Origin of the sequence: Gordonia rhizosphera NBRC 16068 (assembly GCF_000298195.1) — a bacterium.
In the GTDB taxonomy this organism is placed as follows: domain Bacteria; phylum Actinomycetota; class Actinomycetes; order Mycobacteriales; family Mycobacteriaceae; genus Gordonia; species Gordonia rhizosphera.
This window is the reverse complement of record NZ_BAHC01000028.1, coordinates 1-16,296: the sequence shown is the minus strand read 5'-3', so window position 1 is coordinate 16,296 and position 16,296 is coordinate 1. Positions and strand designations below refer to the sequence as shown.

Sequence of the window (16,296 nt, the reverse complement as noted above, 5' to 3'; positions counted from 1 at the left end):
GGTGTCAGGAGTTGATACCCGTGCGATCTCGGGAGCCGATCAACCGATCGGCGAACCGTCCCACGACACGTCGAAGAACTGCGTCGCCAACAGCTCTTCGCGGGTGTTGCGGTCCAGCCCGATCGCCTTGCGGTACTGCTGCACGTGCTGCAACGACAACGCGGAGTAGATCAGCGGCAGGATATCGCCGGCCTGTTCGTAGACGCCACCGGCACCGAGGGCGACACTGAGGTCTCGCAGGAGACGGGTCGGGTGTTTGAGGACGTCGCGCAGCACCGCGGCCCGGATCGCCTTCTTACGGCCGGGCGGGACGACGACGAGGCCGCCCGGTTCGAAGAGCGCGGTCGCGAACTCGTCGGCGGTGGCAACGGTGCAGCCGGCGGTCGGGCGTGGGTTGCACTCGACCATGTGATGGGTTCCGTCCTCGGTGACCAGGTAGTCGATGCTGATCTGGCCGTGCCAGTTCAGGTGCCGCGCGATGGTCTGGGTCGCCGCCAACGACTCCGGCGACGCCACGGACTCGAACACGATGCCGCCCCGGTCGTCGATGGACAGCGGGTGCTCGTAGCAGGAGTGCAAGACCACCTCGCCGTGCTGGACGACGCTCCAGCTGCACCGGTCGACGCCGGTCAGGTATTCCTGCACCATCCAGGGCGCCTGTGGTGTCGGATGGGCGTCACCGATGTCGGTCTCGGCGGCCAGCGGTCCGGCGTTGCTGACGATGTCGAGGCCGCCCCGCCCGTAGGCGGCCCGGGCGAACCAACGATCCCACCGACCGATCGCCGCCTGCAGCTCGGCGGTCGACGTCGCCGTGACGGACTCGGCGACGGGCAGCCCGAGAGTGGCACACAGGTCGGCGAAGGTCACCTTGTCGTGCACCCGGGCGAGGGTTTCGAAGGGCGGGAAGAACAGTTCCAGGTCATCGCGAGCCGCCATCAACCGGTCGCGATGGGCCGCGAGGTAGAAGACCTCCTCGAACATCGGCAACAGCCAGGTGATGTCGTGGCGGTCGATGACGTCGATGACGGCGTCGATGAACGCCTCGGTCTGCTGGGTGGGGGCGGGCACCACCACCGAACGGCGGGCACCGCGGGAATGGCTGCCCGGCGACGCGGCGAACGTGTCGGCGGCGGTCACGTCGTGACCGGTGACGCCCAGTTTGTGGATCTCGTCGACGGCGAAGGGCATCCGCGACGTCGTCACGAGGATGCGGGGCGGTGCGCTTGGCTCTGGCACCGTCCGACCCTAATCGATGATGCCGACGTCACACCGACACGGCCCGGACGGATACCCGTCCCGAGGAATACATGCGCCGGCGATGACGCTGCGCTTGGGTATGCCGTCGAACCACTCCGCGCCGTCAGCTCAGGTCGCATCTCCCGCCACCACGCCGATCGGTTCGAGCGGCCGCGCCTTCGCCTCGGTGGTGTTCGCGTTCACGGTGGTCATGCTCGGCACCACTCTCCCGACGCCGCTCTATGCGATCTACTCCGACGAGCTGGGCTTCGGTGTCACCACCACCACGGTGATCTTCGGGGTCTACGCCGCCGGGGTGATCGCTGCGCTCGTGTTGTTCGGACGGTGGTCGGATATCGTCGGCCGTCGGCCGTTGTTGCTGGCCGGCGCCGCACTCTCGACGGCCAGCGCGGTCGTGTTCCTCACCGCCGGTCCGGTGTGGCAGCTCATGATCGGGCGGGTCCTGTCCGGACTGTCCGCCGGTATCTACGCCGGCGCGGCCACCGCCGCGGTCATCGAACTCGCACCCCGCGGTTGGCGTCATCGGGCGCCCGCCATCGCGACCGCCGCCAACATCGGCGGGCTCGGACTCGGTCCGCTGATCGCCGGGCTGCTCGCCGAGTTCGTCGCGGCGCCCCTGCGGGTGCCGTTCGCGGTGGATCTGGTGCTGCTGGCCGCGGCGATGGCCGGGATCTGGGCGATCACCGAGCCCGTCGCGGTTCGACGGGGCGCGCGTCTGACGGTGCAGCGGCTGTCGGTGCCGCCCGAAGTCCGGGCCGTCTTCCTGCGGGCGTCGATCGCGGCCTTCGCGGGTTTCGCGGTGATGGGCACGTTCACCGGCGTCACGCCCTCGTTCGTGTCGCAGATCCTCGGCATCTCCAGCCATGCGCTGGCGGGAATTCTGGTGTCGGTGCTGTTCCTGTCGTCGGCGGTGACGCAGATCGTCGGCCGTCGGCTGCCCACCGAGCTGTCCCTCATCGTCGGGTGCGCGATCCTCGTCGCGGGTGTGGGCGTGCTGATCGGTGGGCTACTCGCCGCGTCCTTCGTGTTGCTCCTCGTCGGCGCCGTCGTCTGCGGCATCGGACAGGGTCTCTCGTTCAGCAAGGGACTCGCCGCGGTGGTCGCCGCCAGCCCCGCCGACCGGCGGGCCGAGGTCACCTCGAGCTATTTCGTGGTCGCCTACGTCGCGATCTCGATCCCCATCGTCGGCGAGGGCATCGCGGCCGCCCAGTGGGGGCTGCGCACGTCGGGGATCGTGTTCGACGTCGTGGTCGGGGTGCTCGCGTTGATCGCGCTGGCGCTGTCGGTGGTCGCGGTCAGTCCCAGTCGCGCCCGATTCCGGCGTCGTTGAGGGCCGCGACCAGCTCGGCGAACCGGGAGTTGCTGGCGAGGTCCTCCACCAGCACCACCTCACCGTCCGGGTCGGCGAGCGGAATACACCAGTTCGGGTACTGCTTCGCGTTGGTGCCGGGCTGGTTCTGGATGCGCCTCTCCCCCACCGCGTCGACAAGGGCCACGCCGAGCAGTACCGACGGGCTGGCCGCGATCAGCCGGTAGAGCGCCTCGACGGTCCGCGCGTCGGTCAGCTCGGTGCCCTCCGACAGCAGGCCCCGTTGCCGCGCCATGCCCAGGATCGCGTCGCGGTCTCGGGTGTCGCGGGCTCGTTCGGCGTCCTCACCGGTCTCCAACAGACCCAGCCTCGACCGCAGCTCGATGTGATCGCCCGCGAGGTAGCCCACCGTCGGCGGCAGGTCGTGCGTCGTCACCGAGGTCAGGCACAGCTCGCGGTAGGACTCGGGCGGAATCGGCGCATACGGTCCGTGCTCGAACCACAGGATCGAGGTACCGAGGATGCCCCGCTCGGCCAGCGCCTCCTGCACGTGAGGTTCGAAGACACCGAGATCCTCGCCGATCACGACTGCGCCGGCACGTTCGGCCTCCAGCGCGAGGATGCCGATGAGCGCGTCATGGTCGTAGTGGACATACGTGCCGTCGGCCGGGCCCTTACCATCCGGGATCCACCACAGACGGAACAAGCCGAGAATGTGGTCGACCCGCAGACCACCCGCATGACGCAGCACCGTGCGGAGCATGTCGCGATACGGGCCGTACCCGGCCTCGGCGAGCCGGCGGGGATGCCACGGCGGCTGGTCCCAGCCCTGACCCTGCTGGTTGAATCCGTCCGGCGGCGCACCGACGGTGGCGCCGGAGGCCAGGACATCGCCGAGCATCCACGCGTCGGCGCTGTGCCGGGCAACGCCGACCGCGAGATCGGCGATGATCCCGATGTCCATCCCCGCCGCGAGGGCCGCGCGCTGGGCCGCGGCGAGTTGCTGGTCGCAGATCCACTGCAGCCACATATAGAAGTCGACCCGGTCGGCCAGCTCGCGCCGCTTCCTGCGGACGAAGTCCTTGTCCTGCAACTGATCCGACCATTTCGGACTATCCGGGCCGTAGCGTTCGGCGAGCGCGCACCACGTCGCGAACCGGCGCAACCCCTTGCCCTCGCGGCGCCGAAACGACCGGAATGCGAAGTCCCGTTCGTCTGACCGCGGTTGCCGGTGCAGCAGCTCCAGAATCGACATCTTGGCGCGAAACGCCTTGTTGCGCTTGATCTTCTCCGCCGACACGTTCTCGTCGAAGAAGTCGCGTTCGACCCCCTTCAGCCACTTGCGGGTACGTTTGTCCAGGTCGGACGCCTCCGGGATGTCGGCGATCCGGATGTAGAGCGGGTTGACGAACCGTCGGGTCACCGGCAGATACGGGGATGCCTCTATCGGTGCCTGCGGCTGCGCCGCGTGCAGCGGATTGACCTGGACGAAGTCCGCCCCGAAACTGCTCGCGGCCACCTCGCAGATGTCAGCGAGGTCGGCGAAGTCACCGACCCCCCACGACCGCGCGGAGCGCACCGAGTAGAGCTGCACCGCCAGCCCCCACCGCTGCTCGCCGAGGAGTGTGTCGGCGGTGGACAGACGCCGCGGTGTCACGATGAGGGGGCGCTGCGAGGTCTTCTCGGTGACGGGATCGAGCGCGTGCAGACGGTGATAGCCCGGCGCGAGGCCGGCGGGCACCTCGAAGGTCGCGCGCCCGACGAGCACACCGTCGACCTCGCGCGGGTCCACCCAGACGTCGCACTGGTCAGGATGGACGGTCTGTCCCTGTTCGGTCACGATCCAGACGTGCACCGGGTTCCAATGCGGAACGTGCGCGGCGAACGTCGCCCGCGACCCCTCGGTCGCCACGGTCACCGGCGGCAGCATCCGCCGCCAGGGCTCGTCGTCGAGGTCGGCGTGGGCGGCGGCGATCTCGTCCGGGGTGGCGGCCGCGATGCCGAGCGAACCGAGCACCGCGACAATCGTTTCCGAACCGACCTCGTGGTCGAGCTGATCCCATCCCACATAGCTCGTGGCGACGCCGCAGCGTCGGGCCAATCCCTCCAGATGCTCGCGCGCGCCTGCTTCGCTCGTCACGACATGCATCGTCTCAGGATCCGGCGCGATATGCGCGCCGCGCGGGGGATCCGCCACACACATGCGATCGACCGCACTGGAGAACAGTCTTCGCGGAGGGTTTGGCTTCGAGGGGCCGGCAACGATTCGCTGGCGTGTCCGACCGGCGGTATCCGGTGCTGAGCGCCTCGGTGGGTACTCTCAACCAATCATGGATGGAGTCGATGTCATCGTGGCGCACTGGGCGGTCGCCCGACCCGAACTGGACGTCTCGGCCCTGAAGGTCTTCGGCCGGCTCCATCGCAGCTTCCTCGTCTACAAGGCGCGCATCGCGACCACCTTCGACGAGTACGACATCAGCGAGGCGGGCTTCGACGTACTCGCCTGTCTGCGACGCGCCGTGCCGGATCACCGATTGACGGCCGGTCAGCTCGCGGAGCAGACCCTGGTCACCACGGGCGGGCTCTCGCTGCGCGTGAAGCGACTCGAGGATGCCGGGCTGGTCCGGCGATCCAAGGACCCGCACGACGCCCGGGTGGTCTACGTCGATCTGACGCCCGAGGGCGCGGCCCTGGTGGATCGGGTGGCCGACGAACACTTCGCAAAACTGCGCCTGATGCTCGACGGACTGTCGGACGACGACGCCGCGGAACTCGCGGGTCTGCTCGGTCAGCTCGAGCGCTCGGCGCGATCGGCGGTCCTCGGCGACGGCCTCGATCCGGGCGAATCGGACCCGATCACTGCCGGCTGACGGCGGAATCCGAAAGAATCTTCCGGCGGCCGTGACCGCCACCACACCCTGTGTGACCTGCATCTCTTCGATTTCGACGATGTAAATCGGCCGTTACAAACGTCTGTCCAGCGGTTTCCGCCCTTGACGTCTTAGCGCTAAGGCTTTAGAACTGTCTTAGCGCAAAGATATATCCCTCAGCGCAGACAATCCCCGAACAGCCTCCCGAACGGACAGATGTATGTCGCTCGTCGCGAGTACCCCAGAAATCGCGGACCTCTCCGCCGCCGGTATCGACACCACGCGAGATCTCGCCGACCGTATCCACGTCGCCGGACGGTGGGAGATCGGCACCGGCGGGCTCATCGAGTCCATCGACCCCGCCACCGGACGCGTCTTCGCCACCCTCCACGGCGCGACCGCCGACACCGTCGACACCGCGGTACGCGAGGGATTGTCGGCCGCCAACACGAGCGGGTGGGCGACGATGCTGCCGCACGAGCGGGCCGCGGTCCTGCATCGGATCGGCAACGCGATCGACGGTGCCCGCGACCGCATCGCGGCGCTACAGACACTCGACACCGGCAAGACCCTGACCGAGACCCGGGCGCTGGCCGCAAGCGCAGCCAACACGTTTCGCTACATGGCGGCCGCCCTGGAGACCATGGACGGCGGGCTGACCACGCCCCGCGGTCCCTGGATGACGCTGGCCACACACCGACCCATGGGGGTCGTCGGGGCGATCACGCCGTGGAACTCGCCGATCGCCTCCGACGCGCAGAAGCTGGCACCGGCGCTGGCCGCGGGAAACGCGGTGGTCAGCAAGCCGCCGGTGTGGGCGCCCTGGGTCACCCTCCTGCTCGCGCGGCTCTGTGAGGACGCCGGCCTCCCACGCGGCGTGCTGTCGGTATTGCCGGGCCCGGGACGCACCGTCGGCGAGGCCCTGGTCCGGCATCCGCTGGTCGCGAAGGTCAGCTTTACCGGCGGGACCTCGACGGGCCGCCACCTGGCCCATCTGGCCGCCGACAAGCTGATGCCGATCACCCTCGAACTCGGTGGCAAATCGCCGACGATCGTGTTCGACGACGCTGACATCGAACGTGCCCTGCAGGGCGTGCTGTTCGGCATCTTCTCCTCCAGCGGGCAGAGCTGCATCGCGGGATCGCGGATCTTCGTGCAGCGCAGCATCATCGACTCGTTCACCACCGAACTGGTGGCCCGCGCCCGTCGGCTGCGGCTGGGGGTCGGCACCGACCCCGCCACCGACGTCGCACCGATGATCTCGCGGACCCACCGGGACTCCGTCGCCGCGATGGTCGACGCCGCGGTCGCCGACGGTGCCGAGGTCCTCTGTGGCGGAGCCATTCCCGACGATCCGAGGCTCGCCGGCGGCAGCTACTACCCGCCGACCATCCTCAGCGCGGTCACCAACTCCGACACCATCTGTCAGCAGGAGGTGTTCGGCCCGGTCGCCGTGGTGATCCCCTTCGACGACGAGGCCGACGTCATCGCCCAGGCCAACGACACCGTGTACGGACTCGCCTGCGGCATCTGGACCGAGGACTACCGCCGCGCCCTGCGCGTCGGCGAGGCCGTCGACGCCGGCACCGTCTGGGTCAACACCTACAAGCAGTTCTCCATCTCCACCCCCTTCACCGGCCTCCGCGACAGCGGGCTCGGCACGGAGAAGGGACGCGACGCGGTCCGCCAGTACAGCGAGCAGAAGAGCATCTACCTCGACCGCAGCGACGCACCCCTCGCCTGGGGCGCCGCCCACTAGCGGCTGCCCCGAAACCATCACGGACGAAAGGAATCCCCTCAATGTCAGCACCCACCGACACCGCGCAGGTGTCCGCGCACCCCTACAGCCCCGCCTACGCGGTCGCCGGCTTCGGCTTCGTCTCCGGGGCACTCTCGGTCGACCAACACGGCCGCGCCGTCGAGGGTGTGGAACCCGCGCTCGACGCCGCGATCGCCCGGCTTTCCGAACGACTCGCCACGATCGGCATGGCGCTGGCCGACGTCGTGAAGACCACCTACTTCGTCACCGACGTGTCCCTGCGGGACGCGGCCAACCGCCACTACGAGAAGGTCTTCGACACTCCGCGCCCCGCCCGCTCCTTCGTCGAGGTCGCCGCGCTGCCCTACGGCGCGACCGTCGAGATCGAAGCGGTCGCCCACCTCGCCTGACCCCTCCGTCCACCGCACGACCCCCATCCAACCGAAAGGACCCATCATGACCGCACCGGAGAAGACCACCGTCGATCTCGAACAGCAGATCGACGCAGCCATTGCCAGCCACGACTCCCGCTACGAGGACTGGGACACCCTGGGATTCCAGGCCGCCAAGGGTGGTGACCGCTTCAAGCGGGCCCAGATCCGCTACATCGGTTCGGGCGCAACCGGAAACCACGAAGGGGACAACCGCACCCTCCCGTCGGAACACTTCACCTTTTCCAACATGCGCCTGCCGGTCGGCGCGGTCGGCCCCGAACACACCCACCACGACGTCGAAGAGGTCTTCTTCGTCCTCGAGGGCGAACTCGAGGTGGCCGTGCACGACGTCGAGGACGGAACCAAGAAGGCCGTGCGCCGCCTCGGCTACCGCGACCTCATCCGCGTGCCCGCCGGCGTCCCGCGCAGCCTCGCCAACGTCGGGGACACCGATGCGCTGTTCTGCGTGATCATCGGCGCCCAGAAGCCGCAGCTGCCCACCTATCCGCCGAGCTCGGAGATGTACGGCGTCACCCGCTGAGGGACGCCGCACCGACCGACACCGACTCAAGAGGATCAACGATGAGCACAGCAGACTCGAGAGCGCTACGCGTCCATCAGAAGACGTGGGAGGCCGACGGCGTCACGAGTGTCACCCTGGTGGACCCCACGGGTGCGCCGCTGCCGACCTGGGAGCCGGGTAGCCATGTCGCGCTGCAACTTCCGGGTGGACTCGTCCGCGAGTACAGCCTGTGCTCGGACCCCGAGGACACCGCCCGGTGGACCGTCGCGGTGCTGCGGGCCGAACAGTCCCGGGGTGGCAGCGCGTTCGTCCATGATCGGCTGTCGGTCGGTGCGGAGGTCGAGGTCTGCGGGCCTCGCAACGCCTTCGCCATCGACGACGACGCCCGCGAGCACGTGCTCGTCGCCGGTGGCGTCGGCATCACCCCGATCATCGCGATGATGCGCCGCCTGCACCGCGACGGCCACCCGTGGCGGATGCTGTACGCGGGACGCTCGCGACGGTCGATGGCCTTCGTCGACGAGGTTGCGCTGCATGCCGATTCGACGATCCACGCGGACGACGAACAGGGCGGTCTGCCCGACCTCGCCGGCGTGGTCGCGACGGCACCGGCCGGCGCGGTCGTGTACTGCTGCGGCCCGGCGCCGCTGCTCGACGCCGTCGCCGCCCATGTCCCCGAGGGGGTCACGCTGCGGACCGAACGGTTCGCCGCGCCGATCGCCGCCGCACCCGCCGGCGACGACACCGCCTTCGACGTCGTCCTGGACCGCAGCGGACAACGTGTGACGGTCGGGCCGGACACGTCGGTGCTCGATGCGCTGCTCGAGGCCGGCGTCGACGTGCCGAGCTCCTGCACCGAAGGCATCTGTGGCACCTGCGAGGTGGGTGTCGTCAAAGGTGACGTCGACCACCGTGACTTCCTGCTCAGCGAGGCCGAGCACGCCGCGAACACGACGATGTTCCCGTGTGTATCCCGCTGCCGCTCCGCCGAACTCGTCCTCGATCTGTAAAGGAACCATCGTGCTGCACTCAGCGAAGACCCCCACCACCGACGTCCCGGTCTGCCGGCTGCGCAGCCTGCGGTCGGTCGCGCTGGGCGTCCCCGATCCGATCGCCTCCCGCGACTTCTATCACGAGGTCTGGGGACTGACGGCGATCGACGAGGACGGCGACCGGTTCTGGCTCCGCGCCACCGGCACCGAACACCACGTCCTCGACCTCCGGCCCGCCCGGTCGAATGAACTCGGCTGTATCACCTTCGCGGTGTCGACGCCGGGCGAGATCGATGACGCGGCACGCGCCCTGGAGAGCCGCGGCGTCCCGCTGCTGCGCGAACCCGGACCGCTCGACGACGCCGGCGGCGGCTACGGACTCCAGCTCGTCGACCCGGAGGGACGCGTCGTCGAACTGTCCGCCGACACCTTCGCGGTCTCCACCCGGGAACCCGCGGGACGCCGGGCCGTGCCCCGCAAGATCGCCCACGTGGTGCTCAACACCACCGACATCGAGCGCACTGCCGCGTTCTACACCCGCGTGCTCGGCATGCGGATCTCCGACTGGTCGGAACGTCAGATGGCCTTCCTCCGATGCAATGCCGATCATCACGTGATCGCCCTCAATCAGGCGGCGTGGCCCTCGCTCAACCACATCGCCTACGAGATGACCTCGATCGACCATTTCATGCGCGGTATCGGCAATCTCCGGTCGCACGGGATCGCCCCGCAGTGGGGGCCGGGACGACACGGCCCGGGGGACAACACGTTCTCCTATTTCACCGATCCCGCCGGACTGGTGTGCGAGTACACCTCGGAGGTCGCCCAGATCGACGAGGACGCCTGGCTGTGCCGCACCTGGCGCCGGACCCCCGAACTGTCCGACCAGTGGGGCACCGCCGGCCCGCCCTCGACGACCATCCGGTCGGCGATGGCCGGTAGTCCGGATCCGGGTGCACGTGACCTCGTCGTTCCGGTCCACGACGACTACTTCTACGGTGCGCCGGAACTGGCAGGTGTCTCGTGACCGCGACGTCACCGGCCCGGCACCGGCTCAACATCGTCGAGCATCGCACCCACCGCGAGATCAGCATCGACCAGCCCATGCTGCTGCTGCACGGTATCGGCGGCTCCGTAGCGTCCTGCGCACCTCTCGGCGAACGGCTGGCCGCAGCGGGAATCCCGTGCACCTGTGTGGACGCGCCGGGCTACGGGGATTCGCCGGACCCCGAACCCGGCGTCGACGCCGCGGACGCGGTGATCGAGCTGCTCGACGCCCGCTGGCCGGACCGGCCGGTCGTCCTGCTCGGCACGTCCTGGGGCGGGGTCATCGCGACCGCCGTCGCACTGCGCCGCCCCGGCCGTGTCGCCGCGCTCATCCTGGCCGACAGCACCCGGGGATCGGGCACCACGCCGGAGCAGGCCGCCGCCATGCGCGCCCGGATCGACGAGTTCCGGGCCCGTGGAGCAGACGTGGTCGCCGCACAGCGGGCGTCGCGGCTCACCGCCCCGGATGCGGCGCCGGTCGTGTCCGACGCCGTCCGCCGATCGATGGCGGCGGTGCGTGAGAACGGATTCCGGGCCGCGGCCGACTTCATGGCGGCCACCGACCACGGGGCCGATCTGCACCGCGTCGACTGTCCGACTCTGGTCCTCGTCGGTGAACACGACGTGATCACCGGTGTCGACGAATCGCGTCTGCTGGCCGACCGCATCCCCGGTGCCGAACTGGCGATCATCGCCGACGCCGGACACGTGGCGATCCAGGAACAACCCGACGTGGTGGCCGAGCTCGTCGCCGACTTCGTCGGCGGTCTGTCATGAGCGCGGGAACGGTCGTGGTGACCGGCGGTGGCAGAGGTCTCGGCCTCGCCATTGCCCGCCGACTCTGCCGAGACGGACATCGCGTGATCATCGCCGAGCGCGACCCGCGCACCGCCGCCGCCGCGCAAGCCGAACTACGCGCGTCCGGCCGGGACGCCGACGCGGTGGTCACCGACATCGCCGACGTGACATCGGTTCGCGCGCTGTTGGATCGGCTCGACGGCGAGCACGTCGTCGGACTGGTGAACAACGCGGCGATCGCCGACGGAGTCGGGGGCGCGACGTTCTTCGAGCTCGCCGACGACGAGTTCGGGCGGTTGACCGACGTCAACGTCCGCGGCACCTGGTCGGTCACCAAGTACTTGTGGCCGCTGCTGTCGGCGTCGCAGGGCGCCGTCGTCAACATCGCCTCCGACGTCGCCATGTACGGTTCACCGCGCCTGGTGCACTACGTCTCGTCCAAGGCGGCCGTCATCGGCATGACCCGGTCGATGGCCCGCGATGCGGGTCCGCACGGGGTACGGGTGAACGCCGTCGCCCCGGGTCTCACACGCGTGGAGGCCACCGAGACGGTGCCCGACGAGCGGTATCGCACCTATGCGGAGGGCCGTGCCCTGAAACGCGAACAGACCCCGGACGACGTCGCGGGAGTAGTCGCCTTCCTGCTCTCCGACGACGCCGCCTTCGTCACCGGCCAGACCATCGTCGTCGACGGCGGATTCGTCTTCCGCTGACGGTCACCCCGACCGGCCCACCCTGACCCACCACACCAGAGGAGTCACCATGGATCTGCAGCTGACCGGCCGCCGGATTCTGATCACCGGCGCCAGCTCGGGGATCGGACTCGCCACGGCGCGGCTGCTTGCCGAGGAGGGCGCGACGCTCGCGCTCTGCGCGCGGGACGAGTCCCGACTGCGTTGCGCCACCGCCGATCTCGCCGCCACCACCGACGTGGTCTACGCGTCCTGCGACGTCACCGACCGGTCCTCGGTCGACGCCTTCGTCGACGCCGCGGTGCAGGGCCTCGGCGGGCTCGACGGAGTCGTCTGCAACGCCGGCCGATCCCTGATGCGCACCCTCGACGAGACCACCGACGACGAGATCCGCGACGAGTTCGACCTGAAGATCTTCGGGGTGCTCAACGTCATCCGCGCGGCCCGGCCCGCGCTCGCCAAGTCCGACGCCGGCGCGGTGGTCGTGGTCAACGCGATCCTGTCGCGACAGCCCGAACTGCGGCTCGCGGTCACCGCCGCCGCCCGGGCCGGACTGCTGAATCTCTCCCGGTCACTGGCCGGCGAGTACGCCGCCGACGGCATACGGGTCAACTCGGTCCTGCTCGGACTCATCGACACCGGCCAGTGGCAGCGGCGCTTCACCGAGAGCGGCTCCGACGACTTCGCCGCCTGGAGCGCCGAGATCGCCCACGACCGTGGAATCGCATTGGGGCGCTTCGGCACCGCCGACGAACTCGCCTTCCCGGTGACTACGCTGCTATCGCCCCGCAACAGCTATATGACCGGTGCGGCCCTCGACGTCGGCGGCGGCGTCCACCGCTACGTCTGACCCGACCCAGCCCCCAGGAGACCACCCATGACCGACCAGCCCACCCATCACCGCCGCACCGGCGGCGACGTCCTCGTCGAGGTGATGCGCCGACACGGCATCACCCACGCGTTCGGCGTCGTCAGCATTCACAACCTGCCGCTCGTCGAGGCCGTCGACCGCGACCTCACCTTCGTCGAGATGCGCCACGAGGCCGCCGCGGTCAACGCCGCGGACGGATTCGCCCGCGCCTCCGGCGGTATCGGAGTCGCACTGACCAGTACCGGCACCGGCGCAGGCAACGCCGCCGGCTCGATGGTCGAGGCGCTGACCGCGGGCAGCCGCGTGCTGCACATCACCGGCCAGATCGAGAGCGAACACCTGGCCCCGGGCCGGCCGGCGCCCAGTCGCGGCGTCATCCACGAGTTCCCCGGCCAACCCCGGATGCTTGACGCCATCTCCGCACACGCCGCCACCATCACCGACGCCAAGGACGCCGCCGCCGAACTCGAGACCGCCATCGCGCGGATCGTCACGGCCCCGTCGGGACCGGCCAGCGTGGAATGGCCCACCGACCTGCAGTACCTCGCGACACCAGAGGGGCAACGGCCGGCCGAGGTCACGGCACCGGCCGCCGCCGCACCACTCGCCGAGTCCGTCGCTGCCGCAGCCGAACTCCTGCGCACCGCGCGGTCGCCGCTGATCTGGCTCGGTGGCGGGGCGGCGGGTGCCGGGGACGCCGTGGCCGAACTCGCCCGACGCCTGGGTGCGGGCATCCTCACCAGCAATTCCGGACGCGGCATCGTGGACGAGGCAGATCCGCTGGTGGTCGGGAACTTCGCCACCACCGCGGCGGTGCGTGCCCTGATCGACGACGCCGATGTGCTGCTGGCGATCGGTACCCACTTCCGGTCCAACGAAACCGCCTCGTACAGCCTGCGTCTCCCGCAGCAGCTGATCCAGATCGACGTCGAACCGACAACCGTCGGCCGCGTCTACCCGGCATCGGTCGGTGTCGTGGGCGACGCCGACGCATCGGTCCGGGCGATCACCGAACACCTCGGCGCGGTGTCCGCCGACGAGGACTGGCCGGCCCGGGTCAGCGAGGTCCGGGATCGGGTCCGGGCAGATCTCACCGGCTACATCGGCGGCTATGCCGAGATCTGCTCAGCGATCCGGGCAGCGTTGCCCGCCGAGTCGGTCATCGCCCGCGACGTCACCATCCCGTCGAGTCAGTGGGGCAACCGCCTGCTGCCGATCCACGACCGGGCCACCAACATCTTCCCGCTCGGCGGCGGCATCGGGCAGGGACTGGCGATGGGGATCGGTGCCGCGCACGCCCGCCCCGACGTCCCGACCCTGGTCATCGTCGGCGACGGCGGTCTCGCCGTCCACCTCGGCGAACTCGCCTCGCTGGCCGGCTCCGGCGCCCCCGTGATCGTGCTGGTCTTCAACGACGGCGGTTACGGCGTCTTGCGAAACATGCAGGAGAAGAACGGTTTCCGACGATCCGGCGTAGACCTGTACACTCCGCGCTTCGATCTGCTCGCGGCGTCGATGGATCTGCCGTATCGACTGGTCCAGGGTGCGGGCTCGATCGCGACGGCCCTCGAGCACGCGGTCGCGCACCGAGGCCCCTCGGTCATCGAGGTCGATGTCGAGGCGCTCGACCCGGTGCCGGGGCCCTTCGTCCCGCCAGTGCATGTCCCCTCTGCCGCGGGGGCACGGTCATGACCGCCGCGACGCTGTGGTGGGACGACGGAGCCCGCACCGCGGTCGAATCCGGTGCACCGACCCACGTCTTCGCCGCCGATCACGATGTGGCCGAGGCCATTCGACTCGCCGTTGCTCACCCGGATGTCGTCCTCAGCCTGATTCTGGCCGAACCGGCCGCGTTCCCCGCAGACGTGGCAGACCTCCTCGCCGAGGTGTCGGTACCCACACTCGTGCTGGCGTCGGCGCCGTCGGCCGACGCGGATCTCACTGCCGCCCAACAACTCGCCGGTGAGATCGACAACGGTGTCTTCGTCGTCATCGACGGGGCGCCGAAACCGGTGCACACCGAACGCCGGGAGTCCTTCACCGAATGGAGCTCCTCGTTCGTCGCCATCGCCGAAGGCCTCGCCGCACGCGACGGCAAACTACTCACCCCGCCCACTCCACTGATCGAAGGAGCCCTCCGATGATCACTCGCCCAGCCCGCGAGCCCTATCTCGAAGTCCACCAAACCCATCCGGAGCCCATCACACCGTACGAACAGAAGCTCGCCGGCTCACTCACCGAGATCTTCACCGCCGGTGCAACGACATTGACCGAGGTCGTCGACGGCCTCAACGCCCTGGGACTGCACGGACCCGACGGCGGTCCGTGGACCGACGATAACTTCCGCGCCGAGATGCGCCGATTGGGGAACTGACATGACCACCACCGAAACCACCACAGCCACACCACGTCCCATCCGAGGACGGCCCACCTTCGCTGTCGGCACCCGCCGACACCTCGACGCCGACGAGATCGCTGCCACCGGGCTGCGCGACCGCTGGTACCCGATCCTGCCCTCGCACATGGTGGATCCCGGCGCCATGGTTCCGGTCCGGCGCCTCGAGGTCGACTGGGTGCTGTTCCGCGACCCACGGGGCGTCGTGCACATGCTCGAGGACCGATGCCCGCACCGCAGTGCACCGCTCTCGGTGGGCCAGCACCTCGGCGACCGGATCGCCTGCGCCTACCACGGCGTTCAGGTCGACAGCGGCGGCACCGTCGTCTCCGTGCCCGGCATGCCGGGCTGCGCGCTCGAAGGGCGCCGGGCCACCGTCTCGCTGAAGGTCGTCGAGGCCGCCGACACGATCTTTGCCTACATTCCGCTCACCGACGAGTCCGTGCCGACGCCGTTCGCGCTTCCCGACCGACTGTCGGACCTGGACGTGTCGTGGTTTCCCAACTATGCCGAGTGGGGCGGCCCCTGGCGCTTCTACATGGACAACGTGCTCGACCCGATGCACGGCGCGTTCCTGCACCGAAACTCGCATTCGATGTTCGGCGGCGACACCTCGGCGCGGTTCCGCATCCGCGAGACCGACCGTGGCTTCTTCTTCGAGAAGACCGATCAACGCGGCGTGAACTTCGACTGGGTGGAGTTCGTCCGCGGCTCGATGGACTACGTCGACCTGGAGATCCCGTACGGTCCGGGCGCCGGCCCCGGCGGTGTCTTCGGCATCGTCGGCATGAGCACGCCCATCGACCGGTCGACGTCGGCGATCTTCCATTGGCGGACCCGACGGGTGAGTGGCTGGGAACGTGAGGCCTGGCGCTTCATGTTCCGCAGCACCCTTGAGGCCAAGCACTGGGAGGTGCTCGAACAGGACCGCGTGGTGCTCGAGGCACTGGCGAACGACGCCGACCGCGAAGAGCACCTCTACCAGCACGATCTCGGCGTCTCGCGCATCCGGCGGATCTACCGTGCCGACGCCGTCGCCCAGGCCGAGGTACTCGCGAAGGCCAACGCATGAGCTCCGACGACACGCTGCTGCTGACCGTCATCCTGCGCCACGACCAGTCGCAGAATCTCGAGCAGCTGCAGAGCCGCCTCGACGACAGTGACTGGTGGCACGGCTTCCCGCCCGAAGGCTGCGAGATCGTGTCCTGGGTCGTCGCGATGGGCATCGGTCAGATCGTCACGCTGCGCCTGGCGGCCGACCGGCTCGCCGCGGTCAACGTCGAGCTGGAACGCCGGGCCTGGGGAACTTTCCAGACCGACTTCTATCCGACCTACGATTTCGTGCCGGT

17 protein-coding genes are annotated in these 16,296 nt (G+C 69.4%); 15 read left to right on the top strand and 2 right to left on the bottom strand.

What is annotated here, in order from left to right:
* Positions 1–39 precede the first annotated feature (39 nt).
* On the bottom strand, positions 40–1,188 hold the full coding sequence (locus GORHZ_RS02410; RefSeq protein ID WP_051998727.1) for an ATP-grasp domain-containing protein: 1,149 nt from the start codon (positions 1,186–1,188) through the stop codon (positions 40–42).
* A 130-nt stretch (positions 1,189–1,318) separates the two neighbouring features.
* Between GORHZ_RS02410 and GORHZ_RS02405 the strand changes: the two genes are divergently transcribed.
* Positions 1,319–2,587 (top strand): MFS transporter, encoded by a 1,269-nt coding sequence (locus GORHZ_RS02405; protein ID WP_006330059.1) that lies wholly within the window; start codon positions 1,319–1,321, stop codon positions 2,585–2,587.
* On the opposite strand, the gene malQ is transcribed toward GORHZ_RS02405, so the two are convergent.
* Entirely contained in the window at positions 2,553–4,715 is a 2,163-nt protein-coding gene (gene malQ, locus GORHZ_RS02400) for a 4-alpha-glucanotransferase (protein WP_040529864.1), read from the bottom strand. The genes GORHZ_RS02405 and malQ overlap by 35 nt on opposite strands.
* Before the next feature lie 181 nt (positions 4,716–4,896).
* Here malQ and GORHZ_RS02395 point away from each other — a divergent pair, with 181 nt between their 5' ends.
* The 14 genes from GORHZ_RS02395 to GORHZ_RS02330 form a co-directional block, all read left to right on the top strand.
* The gene (locus tag GORHZ_RS02395; RefSeq protein ID WP_040529841.1) at positions 4,897–5,436 is read left to right on the top strand and encodes a MarR family winged helix-turn-helix transcriptional regulator; all 540 of its coding nucleotides are present in this window, start codon (positions 4,897–4,899) and stop codon (positions 5,434–5,436) included.
* A gap of 220 nt (positions 5,437–5,656) precedes the next feature.
* Entirely contained in the window at positions 5,657–7,195 is a 1,539-nt protein-coding gene (locus GORHZ_RS02390) for an aldehyde dehydrogenase (RefSeq protein ID WP_006330056.1), read from the top strand.
* Between the two features lie 41 nt (positions 7,196–7,236).
* Positions 7,237–7,605, top strand: coding sequence for a RidA family protein (locus GORHZ_RS02385; RefSeq protein ID WP_006330055.1), 369 nt, complete (start codon positions 7,237–7,239; stop codon positions 7,603–7,605).
* 46 nt (positions 7,606–7,651) lie between these two features.
* Positions 7,652–8,170, top strand: a complete 519-nt coding sequence (locus GORHZ_RS02380) for a cupin domain-containing protein (protein WP_006330054.1) — start codon at positions 7,652–7,654, stop codon at positions 8,168–8,170.
* 41 nt (positions 8,171–8,211) lie between these two features.
* Positions 8,212–9,162, top strand: a complete 951-nt coding sequence (locus GORHZ_RS02375) for a PDR/VanB family oxidoreductase (RefSeq protein ID WP_006330053.1) — start codon at positions 8,212–8,214, stop codon at positions 9,160–9,162.
* Between the two features lie 10 nt (positions 9,163–9,172).
* Complete coding sequence (locus GORHZ_RS02370) at positions 9,173–10,171, top strand: VOC family protein (RefSeq protein WP_006330050.1); 999 nt, start codon at positions 9,173–9,175, stop codon at positions 10,169–10,171.
* On the top strand, positions 10,168–10,968 hold the full coding sequence (locus tag GORHZ_RS02365) for an alpha/beta fold hydrolase (protein ID WP_006330039.1): 801 nt from the start codon (positions 10,168–10,170) through the stop codon (positions 10,966–10,968). The genes GORHZ_RS02370 and GORHZ_RS02365 overlap by 4 nt, the downstream gene beginning before the upstream one ends.
* Entirely contained in the window at positions 10,965–11,702 is a 738-nt protein-coding gene (locus GORHZ_RS02360; RefSeq protein ID WP_006330038.1) for an SDR family oxidoreductase, read from the top strand. Before GORHZ_RS02365 ends, GORHZ_RS02360 begins: the two co-directional genes overlap by 4 nt.
* Before the next feature lie 49 nt (positions 11,703–11,751).
* Positions 11,752–12,531, top strand: coding sequence for an SDR family oxidoreductase (locus tag GORHZ_RS02355; RefSeq protein ID WP_006330037.1), 780 nt, complete (start codon positions 11,752–11,754; stop codon positions 12,529–12,531).
* Between the two features lie 27 nt (positions 12,532–12,558).
* Positions 12,559–14,244 (top strand): thiamine pyrophosphate-binding protein, encoded by a 1,686-nt coding sequence (locus GORHZ_RS02350; RefSeq protein WP_006330036.1) that lies wholly within the window; start codon positions 12,559–12,561, stop codon positions 14,242–14,244.
* Positions 14,241–14,696, top strand: coding sequence for an alpha/beta fold hydrolase (locus tag GORHZ_RS02345; RefSeq protein WP_006330035.1), 456 nt, complete (start codon positions 14,241–14,243; stop codon positions 14,694–14,696). Before GORHZ_RS02350 ends, GORHZ_RS02345 begins: the two co-directional genes overlap by 4 nt.
* On the top strand, positions 14,693–14,926 hold the full coding sequence (locus tag GORHZ_RS02340) for a recombinase-like helix-turn-helix domain-containing protein (RefSeq protein WP_006330034.1): 234 nt from the start codon (positions 14,693–14,695) through the stop codon (positions 14,924–14,926). The genes GORHZ_RS02345 and GORHZ_RS02340 overlap by 4 nt, the downstream gene beginning before the upstream one ends.
* Before the next feature lies 1 nt (position 14,927).
* A complete protein-coding gene (locus GORHZ_RS02335; protein WP_006330016.1) occupies positions 14,928–16,019 on the top strand; it encodes a Rieske 2Fe-2S domain-containing protein in 1,092 nt (363 codons plus the stop codon).
* A partial coding sequence (locus GORHZ_RS02330) for a hypothetical protein (RefSeq protein ID WP_006330015.1) occupies positions 16,016–16,296 on the top strand: 281 nt, incomplete at its 3' end. The genes GORHZ_RS02335 and GORHZ_RS02330, both read left to right, overlap by 4 nt.

Bases quoted from the DNA above. Each gene is read 5' to 3' on its own strand.
- GORHZ_RS02410 (WP_051998727.1), bottom strand. From the start codon at position 1,188: ATGCCCTTCGCCGTCGACGAGATCCACAAACTGGGCGTCACCGGTCAC.
- GORHZ_RS02405 (WP_006330059.1), top strand. From the start codon at position 1,319: ATGACGCTGCGCTTGGGTATGCCGTCGAACCACTCCGCGCCGTCAGCT.
- malQ (WP_040529864.1), bottom strand. From the start codon at position 4,715: ATGCATGTCGTGACGAGCGAAGCAGGCGCGCGCGAGCATCTGGAGGGA.
- GORHZ_RS02395 (WP_040529841.1), top strand. From the start codon at position 4,897: ATGGATGGAGTCGATGTCATCGTGGCGCACTGGGCGGTCGCCCGACCC.
- GORHZ_RS02390 (WP_006330056.1), top strand. From the start codon at position 5,657: ATGTCGCTCGTCGCGAGTACCCCAGAAATCGCGGACCTCTCCGCCGCC.
- GORHZ_RS02385 (WP_006330055.1), top strand. From the start codon at position 7,237: ATGTCAGCACCCACCGACACCGCGCAGGTGTCCGCGCACCCCTACAGC.
- GORHZ_RS02380 (WP_006330054.1), top strand. From the start codon at position 7,652: ATGACCGCACCGGAGAAGACCACCGTCGATCTCGAACAGCAGATCGAC.
- GORHZ_RS02375 (WP_006330053.1), top strand. From the start codon at position 8,212: ATGAGCACAGCAGACTCGAGAGCGCTACGCGTCCATCAGAAGACGTGG.
- GORHZ_RS02360 (WP_006330038.1), top strand. From the start codon at position 10,965: ATGAGCGCGGGAACGGTCGTGGTGACCGGCGGTGGCAGAGGTCTCGGC.
- GORHZ_RS02355 (WP_006330037.1), top strand. From the start codon at position 11,752: ATGGATCTGCAGCTGACCGGCCGCCGGATTCTGATCACCGGCGCCAGC.
- GORHZ_RS02350 (WP_006330036.1), top strand. From the start codon at position 12,559: ATGACCGACCAGCCCACCCATCACCGCCGCACCGGCGGCGACGTCCTC.
- GORHZ_RS02345 (WP_006330035.1), top strand. From the start codon at position 14,241: ATGACCGCCGCGACGCTGTGGTGGGACGACGGAGCCCGCACCGCGGTC.
- GORHZ_RS02340 (WP_006330034.1), top strand. From the start codon at position 14,693: ATGATCACTCGCCCAGCCCGCGAGCCCTATCTCGAAGTCCACCAAACC.
- GORHZ_RS02335 (WP_006330016.1), top strand. From the start codon at position 14,928: ATGACCACCACCGAAACCACCACAGCCACACCACGTCCCATCCGAGGA.